Annotated in this window: 13 protein-coding genes; 6 read left to right on the top strand and 7 right to left on the bottom strand. The window is 65.2% G+C overall.

Going from position 1 to position 15,302, the window contains the following annotated elements; all coding sequences use genetic code 11:
- The first annotated feature begins 239 nt into the window (after positions 1–239).
- The 4 genes from ABS761_RS14415 to ABS761_RS14400 all read left to right on the top strand — a co-directional run bounded on the left by ABS761_RS14415 (position 240) and on the right by ABS761_RS14400 (position 5,764).
- Positions 240–3,164 (top strand): ribonucleoside-diphosphate reductase subunit alpha, encoded by a 2,925-nt coding sequence (locus tag ABS761_RS14415; protein ID WP_350409028.1) that lies wholly within the window; start codon positions 240–242, stop codon positions 3,162–3,164.
- 34 nt (positions 3,165–3,198) lie between these two features.
- Positions 3,199–4,323, top strand: a complete 1,125-nt coding sequence (locus ABS761_RS14410; protein WP_502881445.1) for a ribonucleotide-diphosphate reductase subunit beta — start codon at positions 3,199–3,201, stop codon at positions 4,321–4,323.
- A 147-nt stretch (positions 4,324–4,470) separates the two neighbouring features.
- Complete coding sequence (locus ABS761_RS14405; RefSeq protein ID WP_350409027.1) at positions 4,471–5,064, top strand: histone H1-like repetitive region-containing protein; 594 nt, start codon at positions 4,471–4,473, stop codon at positions 5,062–5,064.
- 133 nt (positions 5,065–5,197) lie between these two features.
- Positions 5,198–5,764, top strand: coding sequence for a YggT family protein (locus tag ABS761_RS14400; RefSeq protein WP_350409026.1), 567 nt, complete (start codon positions 5,198–5,200; stop codon positions 5,762–5,764).
- Positions 5,765–5,847: 83 nt separating this feature from the next.
- Here the strand turns inward: ABS761_RS14400 and ABS761_RS14395 are convergent, their stop codons facing one another.
- From ABS761_RS14395 to ABS761_RS14365, 7 genes are all read right to left on the bottom strand, one after another.
- On the bottom strand, positions 5,848–6,348 hold the full coding sequence (locus tag ABS761_RS14395) for an outer membrane lipoprotein (RefSeq protein WP_350409025.1): 501 nt from the start codon (positions 6,346–6,348) through the stop codon (positions 5,848–5,850).
- 50 nt (positions 6,349–6,398) lie between these two features.
- Complete coding sequence (locus tag ABS761_RS14390) at positions 6,399–7,346, bottom strand: carbohydrate kinase family protein (protein ID WP_350409024.1); 948 nt, start codon at positions 7,344–7,346, stop codon at positions 6,399–6,401.
- 8 nt (positions 7,347–7,354) lie between these two features.
- The gene (locus ABS761_RS14385; protein ID WP_350409023.1) at positions 7,355–8,404 is read right to left on the bottom strand and encodes a zinc-ribbon and DUF3426 domain-containing protein; all 1,050 of its coding nucleotides are present in this window, start codon (positions 8,402–8,404) and stop codon (positions 7,355–7,357) included.
- Between the two features lie 9 nt (positions 8,405–8,413).
- On the bottom strand, positions 8,414–9,334 hold the full coding sequence (gene prmA, locus ABS761_RS14380; protein ID WP_350409022.1) for a 50S ribosomal protein L11 methyltransferase: 921 nt from the start codon (positions 9,332–9,334) through the stop codon (positions 8,414–8,416).
- A 14-nt stretch (positions 9,335–9,348) separates the two neighbouring features.
- Positions 9,349–10,695: an acetyl-CoA carboxylase biotin carboxylase subunit gene (gene accC / locus ABS761_RS14375; RefSeq protein ID WP_350409021.1), complete on the bottom strand. Its 1,347-nt coding sequence runs from the start codon at positions 10,693–10,695 to the stop codon at positions 9,349–9,351.
- Between the two features lie 3 nt (positions 10,696–10,698).
- The gene (gene accB / locus ABS761_RS14370) at positions 10,699–11,148 is read right to left on the bottom strand and encodes an acetyl-CoA carboxylase biotin carboxyl carrier protein (RefSeq protein WP_350409069.1); all 450 of its coding nucleotides are present in this window, start codon (positions 11,146–11,148) and stop codon (positions 10,699–10,701) included.
- Between the two features lie 267 nt (positions 11,149–11,415).
- Complete coding sequence (locus ABS761_RS14365; protein WP_350409020.1) at positions 11,416–11,868, bottom strand: TlpA family protein disulfide reductase; 453 nt, start codon at positions 11,866–11,868, stop codon at positions 11,416–11,418.
- A gap of 134 nt (positions 11,869–12,002) precedes the next feature.
- Here ABS761_RS14365 and mpl point away from each other — a divergent pair, with 134 nt between their 5' ends.
- Together mpl and ABS761_RS14355 are read left to right on the top strand one after the other, a co-directional pair.
- Positions 12,003–13,382: a UDP-N-acetylmuramate:L-alanyl-gamma-D-glutamyl-meso-diaminopimelate ligase gene (mpl, locus tag ABS761_RS14360; protein ID WP_350409019.1), complete on the top strand. Its 1,380-nt coding sequence runs from the start codon at positions 12,003–12,005 to the stop codon at positions 13,380–13,382.
- A 33-nt stretch (positions 13,383–13,415) separates the two neighbouring features.
- Positions 13,416–15,296, top strand: a complete 1,881-nt coding sequence (locus tag ABS761_RS14355; protein ID WP_350409018.1) for a ribonuclease catalytic domain-containing protein — start codon at positions 13,416–13,418, stop codon at positions 15,294–15,296.
- Positions 15,297–15,302 lie beyond the last annotated feature (6 nt).

Below are 15,302 nucleotides of genomic sequence, written 5' to 3'. Positions count from 1 at the left end.
GCTCGACAGGGTCAAGGGCCAGGAATTGAGGGAACCCACCAGGCGCAGCGCTTGATCCCCCTCAATTCCCCTACTACAATTTGTGGGCGACACACTCAACACCACTATATGTTGTAGTGCCCAGCAGGCTGCTGCTTACCCAACAAAAACAGAAAGATAGCCCGTTTCCACCCCTTTTTTGTTCTGCGGCACGCCGGATCCCGGCCCTTGCCGCTGACATCCGATCGTCAGGAGATCCCATGCACAGCTCTTATCTCGCCGAACAGGACACCCCTTCCTCACGGTCCCTCGCGCACTCGCCGGCCGCCCTGGAAGGCGCCACCGAAAGTGGTCAATGGCAGAGTTTCCACATCATGCGGCGCAATGGCGCGGTGGTGGGGTTCGAGCCGAGCAAGATCGCGGTGGCCATGACCAAGGCCTTCCTCGCCGTGCACGGCGGACAGAGCGCCGCCTCGGCGCGCGTGCGCGAACTGGTCGAATCCCTCACGGGACACGTCGTCGGCGCCCTGGTGCGCAACCGTCCGGGCGGCGGCACCTTCCATATCGAGGAAGTCCAGGACCAGGTCGAGCTCGCGCTGATGCGCTCGGGCGAGCACGACGTGGCGCGCGCCTATGTGCTGTACCGTGAAAAACGCGCCCAGGCGCGCCAACAAGAGCTCGCCGCTCAGGCCCCCGTGGCGCCGGCCGCCACGCTCTCGGTACAGGATGGCGACACCCGGCGCCCGCTCGACATGGCGCTGCTGCGCAAGACCATCGAGGAGGCCGCCCACAACCTGCCCCACGATATCGACGTCGATGGCATCCTGCAGGAAACGGTCAAGAACCTCTATGAAGGCGTGCCGGTCGATGAGGTCCACAAGTCCGCCATCCTGGCCGCGCGCGCCCGTGTCGAGACCGACCCCTCCTACAGCCAGGTCACCGCGCGCCTGCTGCTGCACACGATCCGCAAAGAGGTCCTCGGCCAGGAATGCCTGCAGGCCGACATGGCCACGCGCTACGCCGAATACTTCCCGACGTTCATCAAGCTCGGCATCGAGGCCGAGCTGCTGAACCGCGAGCTCGCCTTGTTCGACCTGCCGCGCCTGGCGCAGGCCCTGGACGCGTCACGCGACGAGCAATTCAACTACCTGGGCCTGCAGACCCTGTACGACCGCTACTTCCTGCACGTCCGCGGCCGGCGCATCGAGCTGCCGCAGATCTTCTTCATGCGCGTGGCCATGGGACTGGCGCTCAATGAGATCCACCGCGAAGAGCGCGCCATCGAGTTCTACCAGGTGCTGTCTTCGTTCGACTTCATGAGTTCGACGCCGACGCTGTTCAACAGCGGCACCCTGCACTCGCAGTTGTCCTCCTGCTACCTGACCACCGTCTCCGACGATCTCTCGGGCATCTACGATGCGATCAAGGAAAACGCCTTGCTCGCCAAGTACGCCGGCGGCCTGGGCAACGACTGGACGCCGGTGCGCGCGCTGCGCAGCCACATCAAAGGCACCAACGGCGAGAGCCAGGGCGTGGTTCCCTTCCTCAAGGTCGTCAACGACACGGCCCTGGCGGTCAACCAGGGCGGCAAGCGCAAAGGCGCGGTCTGCGCCTACCTCGAGACCTGGCACCTGGACATCGAGGAATTCCTCGAATTGCGCAAGAACACCGGCGACGAGCGGCGCCGCACCCACGACATGAATACCGCCAACTGGATCCCCGACCTGTTCATGAAACGCGTCATCGAGAACGGCGAATGGACGCTGTTATCGCCCTCGGACGCACCCGACCTGCACGACAAGGTGGGCCGCGCCTTCGAGCAGGCCTACGTTGGCTACGAGCGCAAAGTCGCCAGTGGCGAGCTCACGCTCTACAAGAAAATCCCCGCCATGACGCTGTGGCGCAAGATGCTGTCCATGCTGTTCGAGACCGGGCATCCCTGGCTCACCTTCAAGGACCCTTGCAATATCCGCTCGCCGCAACAGCACGTGGGCGTGGTGCATAGCTCGAACCTGTGCACCGAGATCACCTTGAACACCAGCGACACCGAAATCGCCGTGTGCAACCTCGGCTCGGTCAACCTGGTCGCCCACATCAAAGAGGCCGCGGACGGCAGCCTGGCCATCGACCACGACAAGTTGCGCAAGACCATCGCCACCGCGATGCGCATGCTCGACAACGTCATCGACATCAACTACTACGCGGTGCCCAAGGCGCGCAACTCGAACCTGCGCCATCGTCCCGTGGGCCTGGGGATCATGGGCTTCCAGGACTGCCTGCTCAAGATGCGCATTCCCTTCGCCTCGCAGGAGGCCATCGCGTTCGCCGACGAATCGACCGAGGCCGTCTGCTATTACGCCTACTCGGCCTCCAGCGGCCTGGCCGCCGAGCGCGGCCGCTACGAAAGCTATACCGGCTCGCTGTGGGACCGCGGCATCCTGCCGCAGGACACGCTGGACCTGCTGCGCGAGGAGCGCGGCGGCCACGTCGAGATCGACATGTCCAGCCGCATGGACTGGACCGGCCTGCGCGAGCAGATTCGCGTCAACGGCATGCGCAACTCGAATTGCGTGGCCATCGCGCCGACCGCGACCATCGCCAACATCATCGGCGTGTCCCCCTGCATCGAGCCGACCTACCGCAACCTGTACGTCAAGTCCAACCTGTCGGGCGAGTTCACCGTGGTCAACGACTACCTGGTGCGCGACCTCAAAGCGCGCGGCCTGTGGGACGAAGTCATGGTCGCGGACCTGAAGTACTTCGATGGTAGCCTGGCGCGCATCGACCGCGTCCCGCAGGAACTGCGCGCGCTATACGCCACCGCTTTCGAGGTCGAACCCCAATGGGTGGTGGAGTGCGCCGCGCGGCGCCAGAAATGGATCGACCAGGCGCAGTCGCTCAATATATTCATGGCCGGCGTCTCGGGCAAGAAGCTCGACGAGACCTACAAGCTCGCCTGGATCCGCGGCCTGAAGACCACCTACTACCTGCGCTCGAGCAGCGCCACCAACGCCGAGAAATCCACCGGCCGCGGCGGCGAACTGAACGCGGTCTCGAGCCAGGGCTCGTCCGGCGGCCTGGCGGCCTCCGCCCCTATCCAATTACCCGAGGCCGAAATCGTCGGCGCGGTCTGCACGATGCGCCCGGGCGACGAAGGTTTCGAAGAATGCGAGGCGTGCCAGTAAGGCGCCTCCATAGAACGTACAAAGGAGTCCCATCATGTTGAGTTTCGAAGACACCCCAACCCCGGCCCGCGCACCCGCCCCAATGGCCGGCGCGCCGGCCACCCACGCGCCAAAGGCGAGCGTATCGTCCTCAGGCGATGGCGGGCGCGTGCGCGCCGCCGACAAGCGCATCATCAACGGCACCACCGACGTCAACCAACTGGTGCCCTTCAAGTACAAGTGGGCCTGGGAAAAATATCTCGCCACCTGCGCCAACCACTGGATGCCGCAGGAAATCAATATGTCCCGCGATATCGCCCTCTGGAAGAACCCCGATGGCCTGACCGAAGACGAACGCCGAATCGTCAAGCGCAACCTCGGGTTCTTCGTGACCGCCGACTCGCTGGCGGCCAACAACATCGTGCTGGGAACGTACCGCCACATCACCGCGCCCGAGTGCCGCCAGTTCCTGCTGCGCCAGGCTTTCGAGGAGGCGATCCACACCCACGCCTACCAGTACATCGTCGAGAGCCTCGATCTGGACGAGGGCGAGATCTTCAACGCCTACAACGAGGTCCCCTCGATCCGCGCCAAAGACGAATTCCTGCTGCCCTTCATCGACGCGATCGCCGATCCCGATTTCAAGACCGGTACGCCCGAGGCGGACCAGACCCTGCTGCGTTCGCTGATTGCCTTTGCCTGCCTGATGGAGGGATTGTTCTTCTATGTCGGCTTCACGCAGATACTCGCGCTCGGCCGCCAGAACAAGATGACCGGCGCCGCCGAGCAGTACATGTACATCCTGCGCGACGAATCCATGCACTGCAATTTCGGCATCGACCTGATCAATACGATCAAACTCGAGAACCCGCATCTATGGACGCCGGCATTCCGCGCCGAGATCAAAGACATGTTCCTCAAGGCTGTCGACCTGGAGTACGCCTATGCCGAGGACACCATGCCGCGCGGTGTGCTCGGCCTGAACGCCTCGATGTTCAAGTCCTACCTGCGCTTCATCGCCAACCGACGCAGCCAGCAGATCGGCCTCGAAGCGCTGTTCCCCAACGAGGAAAACCCGTTCCCGTGGATGGCCGAAATGATCGACCTGAAAAAGGAACGCAACTTTTTCGAGACACGAGTCATCGAATATCAAACCGGTGGTGCACTGAGCTGGGAATAATGCTTGGAATAGATTGATTGCTTACGTTAGACTCTAAGGCGTGCGACATCACCATCGCACGCCTGCGCCATTTGAGATGGGCCGCGCCAACGGTGGGGGCCATATCAAATGGGTGGACGTTCACTTTCGACCTCAAGGAGCATGACTATGGCAACCGCCAAAAAGGCCTCCGCCAAGCCGGCCAAGAAAGCTGCACCCGCAAAATCCAGCAGTAAATCCGAGGACAAGAAAACCGCCAAGAAAGCAGTGAGCAAGGCGGCCGCCACCAAAAAGGCAGCCACCAAAAAGACCGTCGCCAAAAAGGCGGTCGTAAAGAAAGCGCCGGTCAAAAAAGCAGTCGCTAAAAAAGCAGTCGCCAAAAAGGCAGTCGCCAAAAAGGCAGTCGCTAAAAAAGCAGCCGCCAAAAAAGTAGTCGCCAAGAAGGTCGTTGCCAAAAAAGCGCCGGCAAAAAAGGCGGCTGTGAAAAAGGCCCCCGCCAAAAAGGCCGCTGTGAAAAAGGCGCCGGCAAAAAAGGTCGCAGCCAAAAAGACTGCCGCCAAAAAGACTGTCGCCAAAAAGGCACCGGCCAAGAAGGCGCCAGCAAAAAAGGCTGCCGCCAAGAAACCCGCCGCCAAGCCTGCCCCGGCCCGCAAGGCTGCGCCCAAGAAGGCCGCCGCCAAACCCGAGACCCCGGCACCCGAAGCGCGCACCGATTCGAACCCGGCCAACTCCTGGCCGTTCCCAACCGCCAACCGTCCCTGACACGCGTCGCGGTCCCGGTCTCAAGGACGGGGCTGCGCGCGGAGCTCGATACCCAGGCCCGGCAATCGACTTGCCGGGCCTTTTTCATTGATGCGAAAATGGGCGATTACAAAAGGCCCGCGAGCGACCCCTCATGTTTCGTGACATCCTGCTGTTCCTGATCGACATTGTCTTTTCCCTGTTCGGCATCGCACTCATCCTGCGCGCCTGGATGTATGCCATCCGCCTGCACCCTTTCAACCCTTACTCTCAGGCCATCCTGCGGGTCTCCGATTGGCTCGTCCAACCGCTGCGCAAGGTGATCCCAGCGACCGGTCGCTTCGACTGGCCCTGCATCCTCGCCTGCTGGTTGACCGCGCTGATCTACCTGCTGCTGAGCGGATTCATCCTCTCAGCAGGCAGCCTGCCACCGGTTGGAATGATCGTGCCCGCCATGCTGGCGGCCGTGCTGACCGCGCTCAAGTGGTTCTTCAACGTGATCGTTTGGATGACTCTGATCCAGGCCGTGCTGTCGTGGATCAACCCGCTGTCGCCGGTCATGCCGGTGCTCTATACCCTCACCGCACCGCTGCTCGATCCCATTCGCCGCGCCCTGCCTCGCATGGGAGGTCTGGACCTCTCGCCCCTGGTCCTGCTGGTGATCGCCCAGATCGCCATGATGGTGGTGCAGCACCTGGCCTTCTCGGCTTTCGGACTATAGGTCCACGTGCCCTGGAAACGCATGCGGCGCCCCGAGGGGCGCCGCAGTTGCAATGGCGCGCGGCGCGTAGCCACGCGCGCCAATCACATCGGCACGACGCGGCTGGGCCCACCGCCGCTGATGACCTGTACTCGCTGTCCGGACGCGAGCCGTACATCGTCCGCCTGGGCGATCACCCGGGTCTCGCCATTGTCCAGACGCACCGTGATCTCGAGGCCCTTGGTTTTGCTGGCTGCGTTCTCGATCGCGTTGCCGGCGAGGCCGCCCAGGATGGCACCGCCCATCGAGGCGAGGATCTGTCCCGTGCCACCGCCGATGGTGCTGCCGGCTACGCCGCCCACGGCGGCGCCGGCCACCATGCCGACACCCGAGGTCTTGTCGGTCTGGATCGTGACCGGACGCACCGAGACCACGGTGCCGTAGCGCACGATCTGCTCTTGTTGAGCCTGGCCGTAGGTATAGGCGGAACTGGAGGCGCTGTGGTTTGCGCAGCCCGCCAGCACGGCGAGCGACGCAACCACGCTGGCCACCGCCAGCCCGCGCAGCGCCCGCACGCGCGCAGAGGTTGTGTTCATGGTTTGCATGACGATAGCTCCTGAATCGAATGGGACAAAAACGTCTGTGTGGCCAATGCTTAGGATAGCCCGGGGGCGTCGACGCCGTAGTTCGACCGCAACGCCGCCGCGATATCGCCGCGGGCCGGCTGGTGGTTCTGGGGTCCTTTCGAGGCGATTTTAAGGCCCCCCATGATGTTCGCCAAGCAGCAGGCATCGCGCAGCGTCCAGCCTTCGACCAGGCCGTACAGCAGGCCGGCGCGGTGCGCGTCGCCGCAGCCCGTCGGATCCACGGGATCGCTCACCGGCACGGAGGCGATATCGACGCGCACCCCGCCCTCGTACAGCGATGCCCCTTGGGCGCCGCGCGTCACGACGGCGGCCTTCAGCCCCTCGGCGATCCGCTCGATGGGGGCACCCACGCGCTGCTCGATCACGCTGGCCTCGTAGTCGTTGGCCGTCAGGATGCTGGCCATGCCGATCATCTCGCGCAGCTCATCGCCGTCGAAAAGCGGCATCGCCTGGCCCAGGTCGAAAATGAAGGGGATGCCTTTGGCATGCAGGCGCCGCGCATGGGCGAACATGCCGTCCTTGGCGTCTGGCGAAATGATCGCCCAGGCGCAGGACTCGTCGCCGAAATCGTTTTCCGCCGAACGCAGCATCGCCCCCGGATGAAAGGAGGTGATCTGGTTGTTGTCCAGATCGGTGGTGATGAAGCACTGCGGCGTGTAGGCATCGGGCAGCACGCGCACCAGCCGGGTATCGATGCCCAGGCCGCGCAAGCGCTGGAGGTAGTCGTCGGCATCCATGCCCACCGTGCCCACCGGCACGGGCTGCCCGCCCAGCAGGCGCAGGTTGTAGGCGATGTTGCCGGCGCAGCCGCCGAACTCCTTGCGCAGACTCGGGACGAAGAACGACACGCTCAGGGACTGGATATTATCGGCCAGGATGTGATCCTTGAACCGGCCTTCGAATACGGCGATCGTATCGAATGCGATCGAGCCGCAAATCAGGACTTCCTTGGACATGGGGTTCCTCAGGGATAGAAGAGATCGAGTTGGTAGCCGTTGACCTGGACACCGGTCACCGTCAGGGGCACGCGCACGAGAATATCACCATGCGCGGCGAAAGGCCCCGCAAGTTGCTCGGGGGTCAGATAATCGCGAGGCGCGAGATTGCGGCGCACCAGCCGAGTCCCCGAGGCATCGTTGAGATCGAGCACGAGGGTCGGCCATTCCTGCGGCCGTTCGCCCAGGTTGCGCAAGGTCACGTTCAAGGTAAAGCGGCGTTCCGTTTCGTGCGCGGCATCGGCCGTCGCCGCGTTCGGCGCCTGCGCGTCGGCCCGCAGCGCCGATCCAGAGATACTCAGGTGCGACAAGTCACGCGCATAGGGCACCTGGCATCGCAAAGGCGCGCACGCGCGCTCGATGGCCGGCCGCAAGGCCGGGAACGCCAGGGCGATCTGCGATCGATAAATGTAGACTGTCTGCGCAAGTGCCAGCAGGGCCAGAAGCCCCACGACCAGCATCATGAACGCGCGGCCCAGCCGCGCGAGCGGGCCGTCCTCGTCCTCATCACGCATCAGCGGCGCGGCGGAGCCGCCCCGGCCCGCTCGCACGGGATGTGGCTCGACGACGAAGGGCGCCGGGCGCGAAGCGCCCCGAGGCGCGAACGTGGCCTCGCCGATGACGATCCGCTCGGCGCGCGGCGCGCCGCCTTCCTCGGGGTCGCGGCCGACGGACGGAGCGAGGGGCGGGCCGGCGGACGGGTCGCCGCGTCCGGCGTCCGGGGTGATGCCCACCGTGAAATGGGGTTCCTCGCGGCTCGCGCGCCCGGCCCGGAACACCTGGGGGCCGGGCAGCGCGGCAGCGATCGGCGCAGGCTCTGCGGCGGGCGGCTGTGGCGCGGCGGCTCGGGCGGGTTCGGCCGCCACCGCCTGCGATCCGGACTCGGACACGACCTCGGCATAACCATCGAATATGTGCGCGCACTGCACACAGCGTATGTAGCCCTTGCGCAACTGGAGTTCCTGCAGGCTGGCGTCGAATACGGTCCCGCAGCTCGGGCAGCGCGTGGTCAGATCCATGGCGGCCGCCTACGTCTTGCGCCCAGTCAGGCAGACCCAGCCGTCGCGGGCACGCCAGACCTCGAGCGCCATCCAGGGCGCATAGGCGGCGGCCACCTCGCCCGCCTGGCGTTCAAGCACCCCGGACAGCACGAGGCTGCCGCCGGACTCGACCCGGCTGGCCAGCATTGGTGCCAGCACCTTCAGGGGGTTGGACAGAATGTTGGCGACCACGATCCGGTAGCCTCCATCGGGCAGGCCGTCGGGCAACCACGCCTCGACCTGCACGTGATTGGCCTGCGCATTGCGCTCGGTGGCCAGTACCGCCTGCTCGTCGATGTCGACCGCATGTACGCGTGCGGCGCCCAGCAGGCGGGCGGCAATTGCCAGAATCCCCGAGCCACAGCCGTAGTCCAGAACCGTTTCCCCGCCGCCCACATGATCGGACAACCATTCGAGGCACAAGTGCGTGGTCGGATGGCTGCCGGTCCCGAACGCCAGGCCGGGATCGAGTTCGATGCGCACGCTGCCGTCGGCCGCGCCGGCCGCCGGCAAATCCGCATCCTCGCGATGCCAGCTCGGCACGATCCATATCCGATCGCCCACCGCGATAGGGCCGAACTGGGATTGCGTCACGCGCACCCAATCCTCGTCGGGCACCTCGCGCACGGACCAGTCAATGGCCGGCGCCGGCGCGCCCCCGGCATCAGGCCCATCCAGCACCGCCACCATCTGGACGGGGTCCTGGCCATCGGGCAGGAGCGCCACGAGACGATTGTGCCGCCAGGCCTGGACCTCGGGCTCGGTCCCAGGCTCACCGAACAGTGCTTGCTCATGCTCGGTGTCGCCGTCGGCATCCTCGACCGACACGGCCAGGGCGCCGGCCGCGAGCAAGGCGTCGGCCCAGGCTTCAGCCAGGGCCTCCGGGCAGCACAGCACGAGCTCTCGCATCTGTCTACGCCTCCTCAGGCCCGCTGCGAGAGCTTGTGCTCGAGGTAGTGGATGCTGGTTCCGCCGCGGACGAAATTGGCGTCCTGCAGCAACTCGCGATGCAAGGGAATATTGGTCTGTATGCCCTCGACGATCATCTCCGACAGGGCGATGTCCATGCGCATGAGAGCCTGGTGGCGGTCATCGCCGAAAGTAATGAGCTTGGCGACCATGGAATCATAGTACGGCGGCACGGTATAGCCACTGAACACATGCGAGTCCATGCGCACGCCCGGACCGCCTGGGGTATGCCAGTTGGTGATGCGCCCCGGACTGGGGGTGAATTTGAAGGGATCCTCGGCATTGATACGGCATTCGATCGCATGGCCGCGCAGGTGGATGTCGCGCTGACGCAGGGTGAAGGGCTCGCCCGCGGCGATGCGCAACTGCTGCTGCACCAAATCGATGCCAGTGATCATCTCGGTGATCGTGTGCTCGACCTGAATACGGGTATTCATCTCGATGAAGAAGAATTCGCCGTTCTCGTAGAGGAATTCGAAGGTGCCCGCGCCGCGATACCGCATCGTCCGGCAGGCCTCGACGCAGCGCTCGCCGATGCGCGTGACCAAGGCGCGATCCACGCCAGGCGCCGGCGCCTCCTCGATGATTTTTTGGTGGCGGCGCTGCATCGAGCAGTCGCGCTCGCCCAGCCAGACGGCCTCGCCCTCGCCGTCGGCCATCACCTGGATCTCGATATGGCGCGGATTCTCGAGGAACTTCTCTAGGTAGACCTCGGGGTTGTTGAAAGCCGCGCCGGCTTCGGCGCGGGTCATGGCCACCGCATTGAGCAGGGCCGCCTCGGTGTACACCACCCGCATGCCGCGCCCGCCGCCGCCACCCGCGGCCTTGATAATGACCGGATAGCCGACCTTGGCCGCGACGCGCTGAATTTCGGCGGGATCGTCCGGCAGCGCGCCACCCGATCCGGGCACCACCGGCACGCCGGCGGCGATCATGGCCTGCTTGGCGCTGACCTTGTCGCCCATGATGCGGATGTTCTCGGGGCGCGGCCCGATGAACACGAAACCGCTTTTCTCGACGCGCTCGGCGAAATCGGCGTTCTCGGACAGAAAACCGTAGCCCGGATGGATGGCCTCGGCATCGGTCACCTCGGCCGCCGAGATCAGGGCCGGCATGCTGAGGTAGCTGTCGCGCGCGGGGGCGGGGCCGATGCACACGGATTCGTCGGCCAGGCGCACGTACTTGGCCTCCCGGTCGGCCTCTGAGTGGACCACGACGGTCTTGATGCCCAGTTCACGGCAGGCGCGCTGGATGCGCAGCGCGATTTCCCCGCGATTGGCGATGAGGATCTTTTCGAACATGGCTCAACCGATCACAAACAACGGTTGCCCATATTCGACCGGCTCGCCATTTTCGACGAGGATTTCCTTGATGACGCCGGATTTGTCGGCCTCGATCTCGTTGAGCAGCTTCATGGCTTCGATGATGCACAGCGGCTCGCCCTCTTTGACGGCCTGGCCAACCTCGACGAACGGCGCGGAATTGGGGTTGGGCGCGCGATAGAAGGTGCCCACCATGGGTGCCTTGACTTGGTGCCCCTGGACGGCCGGAGCCGCAGCCGGCGCCGCCGCGGGCGCTTCCGCCGCCGGGGCGACGACCGCAGCCGGCACAGGCGCCGGCGCATAGGCCACGGGTTGCGGCGCCTGGGAAAACTTGACGATTCTGACCTTGCCTTCGCCCTCGGTGATCTCGAGCTCGGCAATGCCGGAATCAGCCACTAGGTCGATCAGTGTCTTGAGTTTTCTAAGATCCATATATGTTCCCATGAACGTCGCCGCGCGACAGGCGCGGCCACCAGATACCGGAATTCTGCACGGTACAGACAAATGCGCCGTCGATCTGCCTCCCGGACCAAGGGGCGGGATAGAGCGACGGCCGCAAGAATATCTGCAGTCGGGCGGGGTGCCGGAGCGACCGCCCTCTGGGGGTTGGACACCCCGACAAAGCGTCTTTTTACGCTAAAACCGTCGATTTGTCCATGAAACGTGCATGGCCAGCCAAAAAATCCCAAGTCTTGAAACCTAAAGTATCTCGGCGATCCGGCGTCGAATGTCGGCGGGATCGACCTCGCCCAGGATCACGCCCGCCGATCGCCCGCGAGCATCGAACAAGGCCGTGAACGGCAGGCCGCCCCCTTTGTTGCCCAGCTCGCGCATCAGCGGAATGCCTTGGGTGCCGGTGAGGAGCACCGGATACGAAACCGGCACCTTTTGCACAAAACGCTCGACGTTGGCTCGTGTATCGACCGCCAGCCCGACGAAGGCGACGCCCGGATGCTCGCGATGGAGGGCGTCGAGATCGGGCATCTCGCGCACGCAGGGCGGGCACCAGCTCGCCCAGAAATTGGCCAGCACCGGCCGGCCAACCAACGTCGACAGCGGGAAGTCCTCGCCGTTCAGGTCCTGGAACGACCGTCCGAAGAAGGGATCCGCGGGGAGAAGAGACGCCGCCGCGCGGATCCCGGCAACGGCCATGCCGGCGCCCAGGGCCCATCGACCCGCTCTTTGTATGAATGCCCGCCTGCCGACCACGCCGTCACCCGTCAAAACTCGATACCACGCCGACCATCATAGCATTGGGCCCGTACAATACGGCTTGGAGGATCGCGATGCACATACACATACTGGGGATCTGCGGCACGTTCATGGGCGGACTGGCGCTGATCGCGCGCTCGGCCGGCCATACGGTCACCGGCTGCGACGCCGGCGTCTACCCGCCCATGAGCACCCAACTGCGCGAACAGGGCATCGAACTGGTCGAGGGTTTCGACGCCGATCAATTGGCGCTGGGCGCCGACCTATACATCGTGGGCAATGTCGTGACCCGAGGCAACCCCCTGATGGAGGCCATCCTCGATCGCGGCCTGCCCTACACGTCGGGCCCGCAGTGGCTCGCGGACCACGTTCTGGCCGGCCGGCACGTACTGGCCGTGGCCGGCACCCACGGCAAGACCACCACCAGCTCGATGCTGGCGTGGATCTTCCGGCATGCCGGGCGACCCGTGAGCTTTCTCATCGGCGGCGTGGCACCGGACCTGGAGGTCTCGGCGCGCTTCGATCCGTCGGCATCGCATTTTGTCATCGAGGCCGACGAATACGATACGGCGTTCTTCGACAAGCGCTCGAAGTTCGTACACTATCGGCCGCGCACCGCCATCCTCAACAATCTCGAATACGACCACGCCGACATCTTTCCCGATCTGCACGCGATCGAGACCCAGTTCCATCACCTGGTTCGCACGGTCCCGGCCGGCGGCCGGATCATCCGCCCAGCGGATGATCCGGCACTCGACCGCGTGCTGGCGCGCGGCTGCTGGACGCCCGTCGACACCTTCGGTGCGCACGGGGAATGGCAGGCACATCCCGAAGGGGACGGCGCCGGACGCTGCCTTGTGCGCCACCGGAACCAGGACATCGGCATACTGGACTGGCGGCTGAGCGGCACACACAACCAGTCCAATGCGCTCGCGGCCCTGGCGGCGGCTCAACACGCCGGTATCGCGCCCGAGGACGGCATCCGCGCGCTGTGCGCATTCCAAGGCGTGCGCCGCCGCCTCGAACACCGGGGCGAGGCGCGCGGGGTGCATGTCTATGACGATTTCGCGCACCACCCGAGCGCCATTGCGACCACCATCGACGGCCTGCGGCGGCGCATCGGACCCTCGGCCCGCATCCTGGCGGTGATCGAACCGCGCTCCAATACGATGAAGCTCGGCGCCATGGCCAGGCGCCTGCCGGACGCGCTGGCCCAGGCCGATCTGGTGTTCTGCCACGGCGCGGCCGAGGGCAAGCACGCCCTGGGCTGGAACCCCACCGAAGTCCTGGCGCCCCTCGGCGCGCGCGCCTGGTCGGGTTCGGACCTGGACGCCCTGGTGGCCGCGGTGAGCGCGGCGGCCCGCCCCGGGGACCACGTCCTGGTCATGAGCAACGGCAGCTTCGGCGGCATCCATGGCAAACTGCTGGACGCCCTGGCGAGCGGCACCCCCTGAGCCCGCCGCCAGCCCCACCACTCACCATCCATCATGCACGTCCTATACGAAGACAGCGGCAAACTGAAAGCCGAAACCATTTTTTTCGAAGCCGACACGTCTCTGCAAGTCGAGTCGGCTTCGGGCAAGCGCAGCAAGATCAAGCGCAACACCGTGCTGTTCGAGTTCGAGCAGCCGTCCCCCGACGCCCTGCTCGAACAGGCCCAGTCGCTGGCCGACGAGCTGGACATCGATTTCCTGTGGGAGTGCGCGCCCCAAGAGGAATTCGAGGCGGCCGCCCTGGCCGAGGAATACTTCGGCCACCCCCCCAACGCGGTCGAGAAAGCCGCGCTGATCATGACCCTGGGCGCCGCGCCGGCCTATTTCCATCGACGCGGACGCGGCGCATACCGCCCCGCGCCGCCCGATATCCTCAAGGCGGCCCTCGCCGCCATCGAGAAAAAACGCCTGCAAGCCGAGCAGCAGCAGCAATGGACCGACGCCCTGGTCCGCGGCGCACTGCCCGAGGCCTTGCGCGAGGCGGCCGCCGGCTTTCTGGACCGCCCCGACAAGAACACCACCGAATGGAAGGCCTTCGACGCTGCCGTGCAACAACTGGGTGTCGCCCCCGAAAAGCTGCTGCTGTCACTGGGCGTCTGGCCGCACACGCTGGCCCTGATGCGCCACCGCTTTCTGTCGCAGCACTTTCCCAAGGGCGTCGACTGGCCGCCTATCGAGGTGGACGCCTACGGTGCGAACTTGCCGCGGGCCGAGGTCGAGGCCTACTCCGTCGATGACTCGCACACCATCGAAATCGACGACGCCCTCTCGGTCACGCTACCCGACGAACACACCATCCGCGTCGGCATCCACATCGCGGTACCCGCCCTGGCGGTGACGCGCGGCAGCGAGTTCGACGGCATGGCGCGCAGCCGCATGTCCACCGTCTATATGCCGGGCCAGAAGATCCCCATGCTGCCCGCCGAACTCATCGCCGCTTTTTCACTGGACGAGGGCCAGTGGCGGCCCGCGCTGTCGTTATATGTCACCGGCCGGCGCGACACGGGCGAGGTGCTGGCGACCGAGACCCGACTCGAGCAGATCCAGGTCGCCGGCAATCTGCGCCATGACCGTCTCGACGACGCCGTCACCGAGGCATCCCTGAGCGATCCCGAGGCGCCGCTGCCTCACGGGGACTGGTTGAGGCCCTTGTGGCAATTCTCGCAGCACCTGTGCGCGCGGCGCGACGAAATTCGCGGCAAACCCGAAAACAACGACCGCATCGACTATAGCTTCGAAATCGAGGGGCCAGCCGACGATCCGTCCTCCATCGTCCACCTGATTCCACGGCGGCGCAATGCGCCGCTGGATCGCCTGGTCTCTGAATACATGATCCTCGCCAACGCCGAGTGGGGCGGCTTGCTGGCCCGCCACGGAGTCCCGGGAATCTACCGCTCGCAGCAGGGCGGGCGTGTACGCATGTCGACACAGGCCCTCCCGCACGAAGCCATCGCGGTGCCGCAATACATCTGGTCCACTTCGCCGCTGCGCCGCTACGTCGACCTGATCAATCAGGGCCAGATCATCGCCGCCGCCGAGCACGGCGTCTCGGCGCGGCTGGCGGCCCCCTTTCGCCCCAAGGACGCCGACCTGTACGCCATCATCGGCGCCTTTGACTCCCAGTACACGCTGTGGGGCGAATTCCAGTCCGCCATGGAACGCTACTGGTGCATACGCTGGATGCAGCAGCAGGGCCTGCGCGAGGTCAAGGCCAACGTCCTGCGCGAAAACCTCGTGCGCCTGGCTTGTGCTCCCTTCGTGACGCGGATCAACGGCTTGCCGGACATCGAACGCGGCCGCGAAATCACGCTCGATATCCTCGGCTACGACGAACTCGCCCTGGACATCGACTGCCGGCTGCGCGAAGCCGCATAGGGCGCG

It is taken from the genome of Castellaniella sp. GW247-6E4 (assembly GCF_040276065.1).
GTDB lineage: Bacteria > Pseudomonadota > Gammaproteobacteria > Burkholderiales > Burkholderiaceae_B > Castellaniella.
The sequence above is the reverse complement of the archived record's forward strand: the minus strand, read 5'-3'. Positions and strand labels throughout refer to the sequence as shown.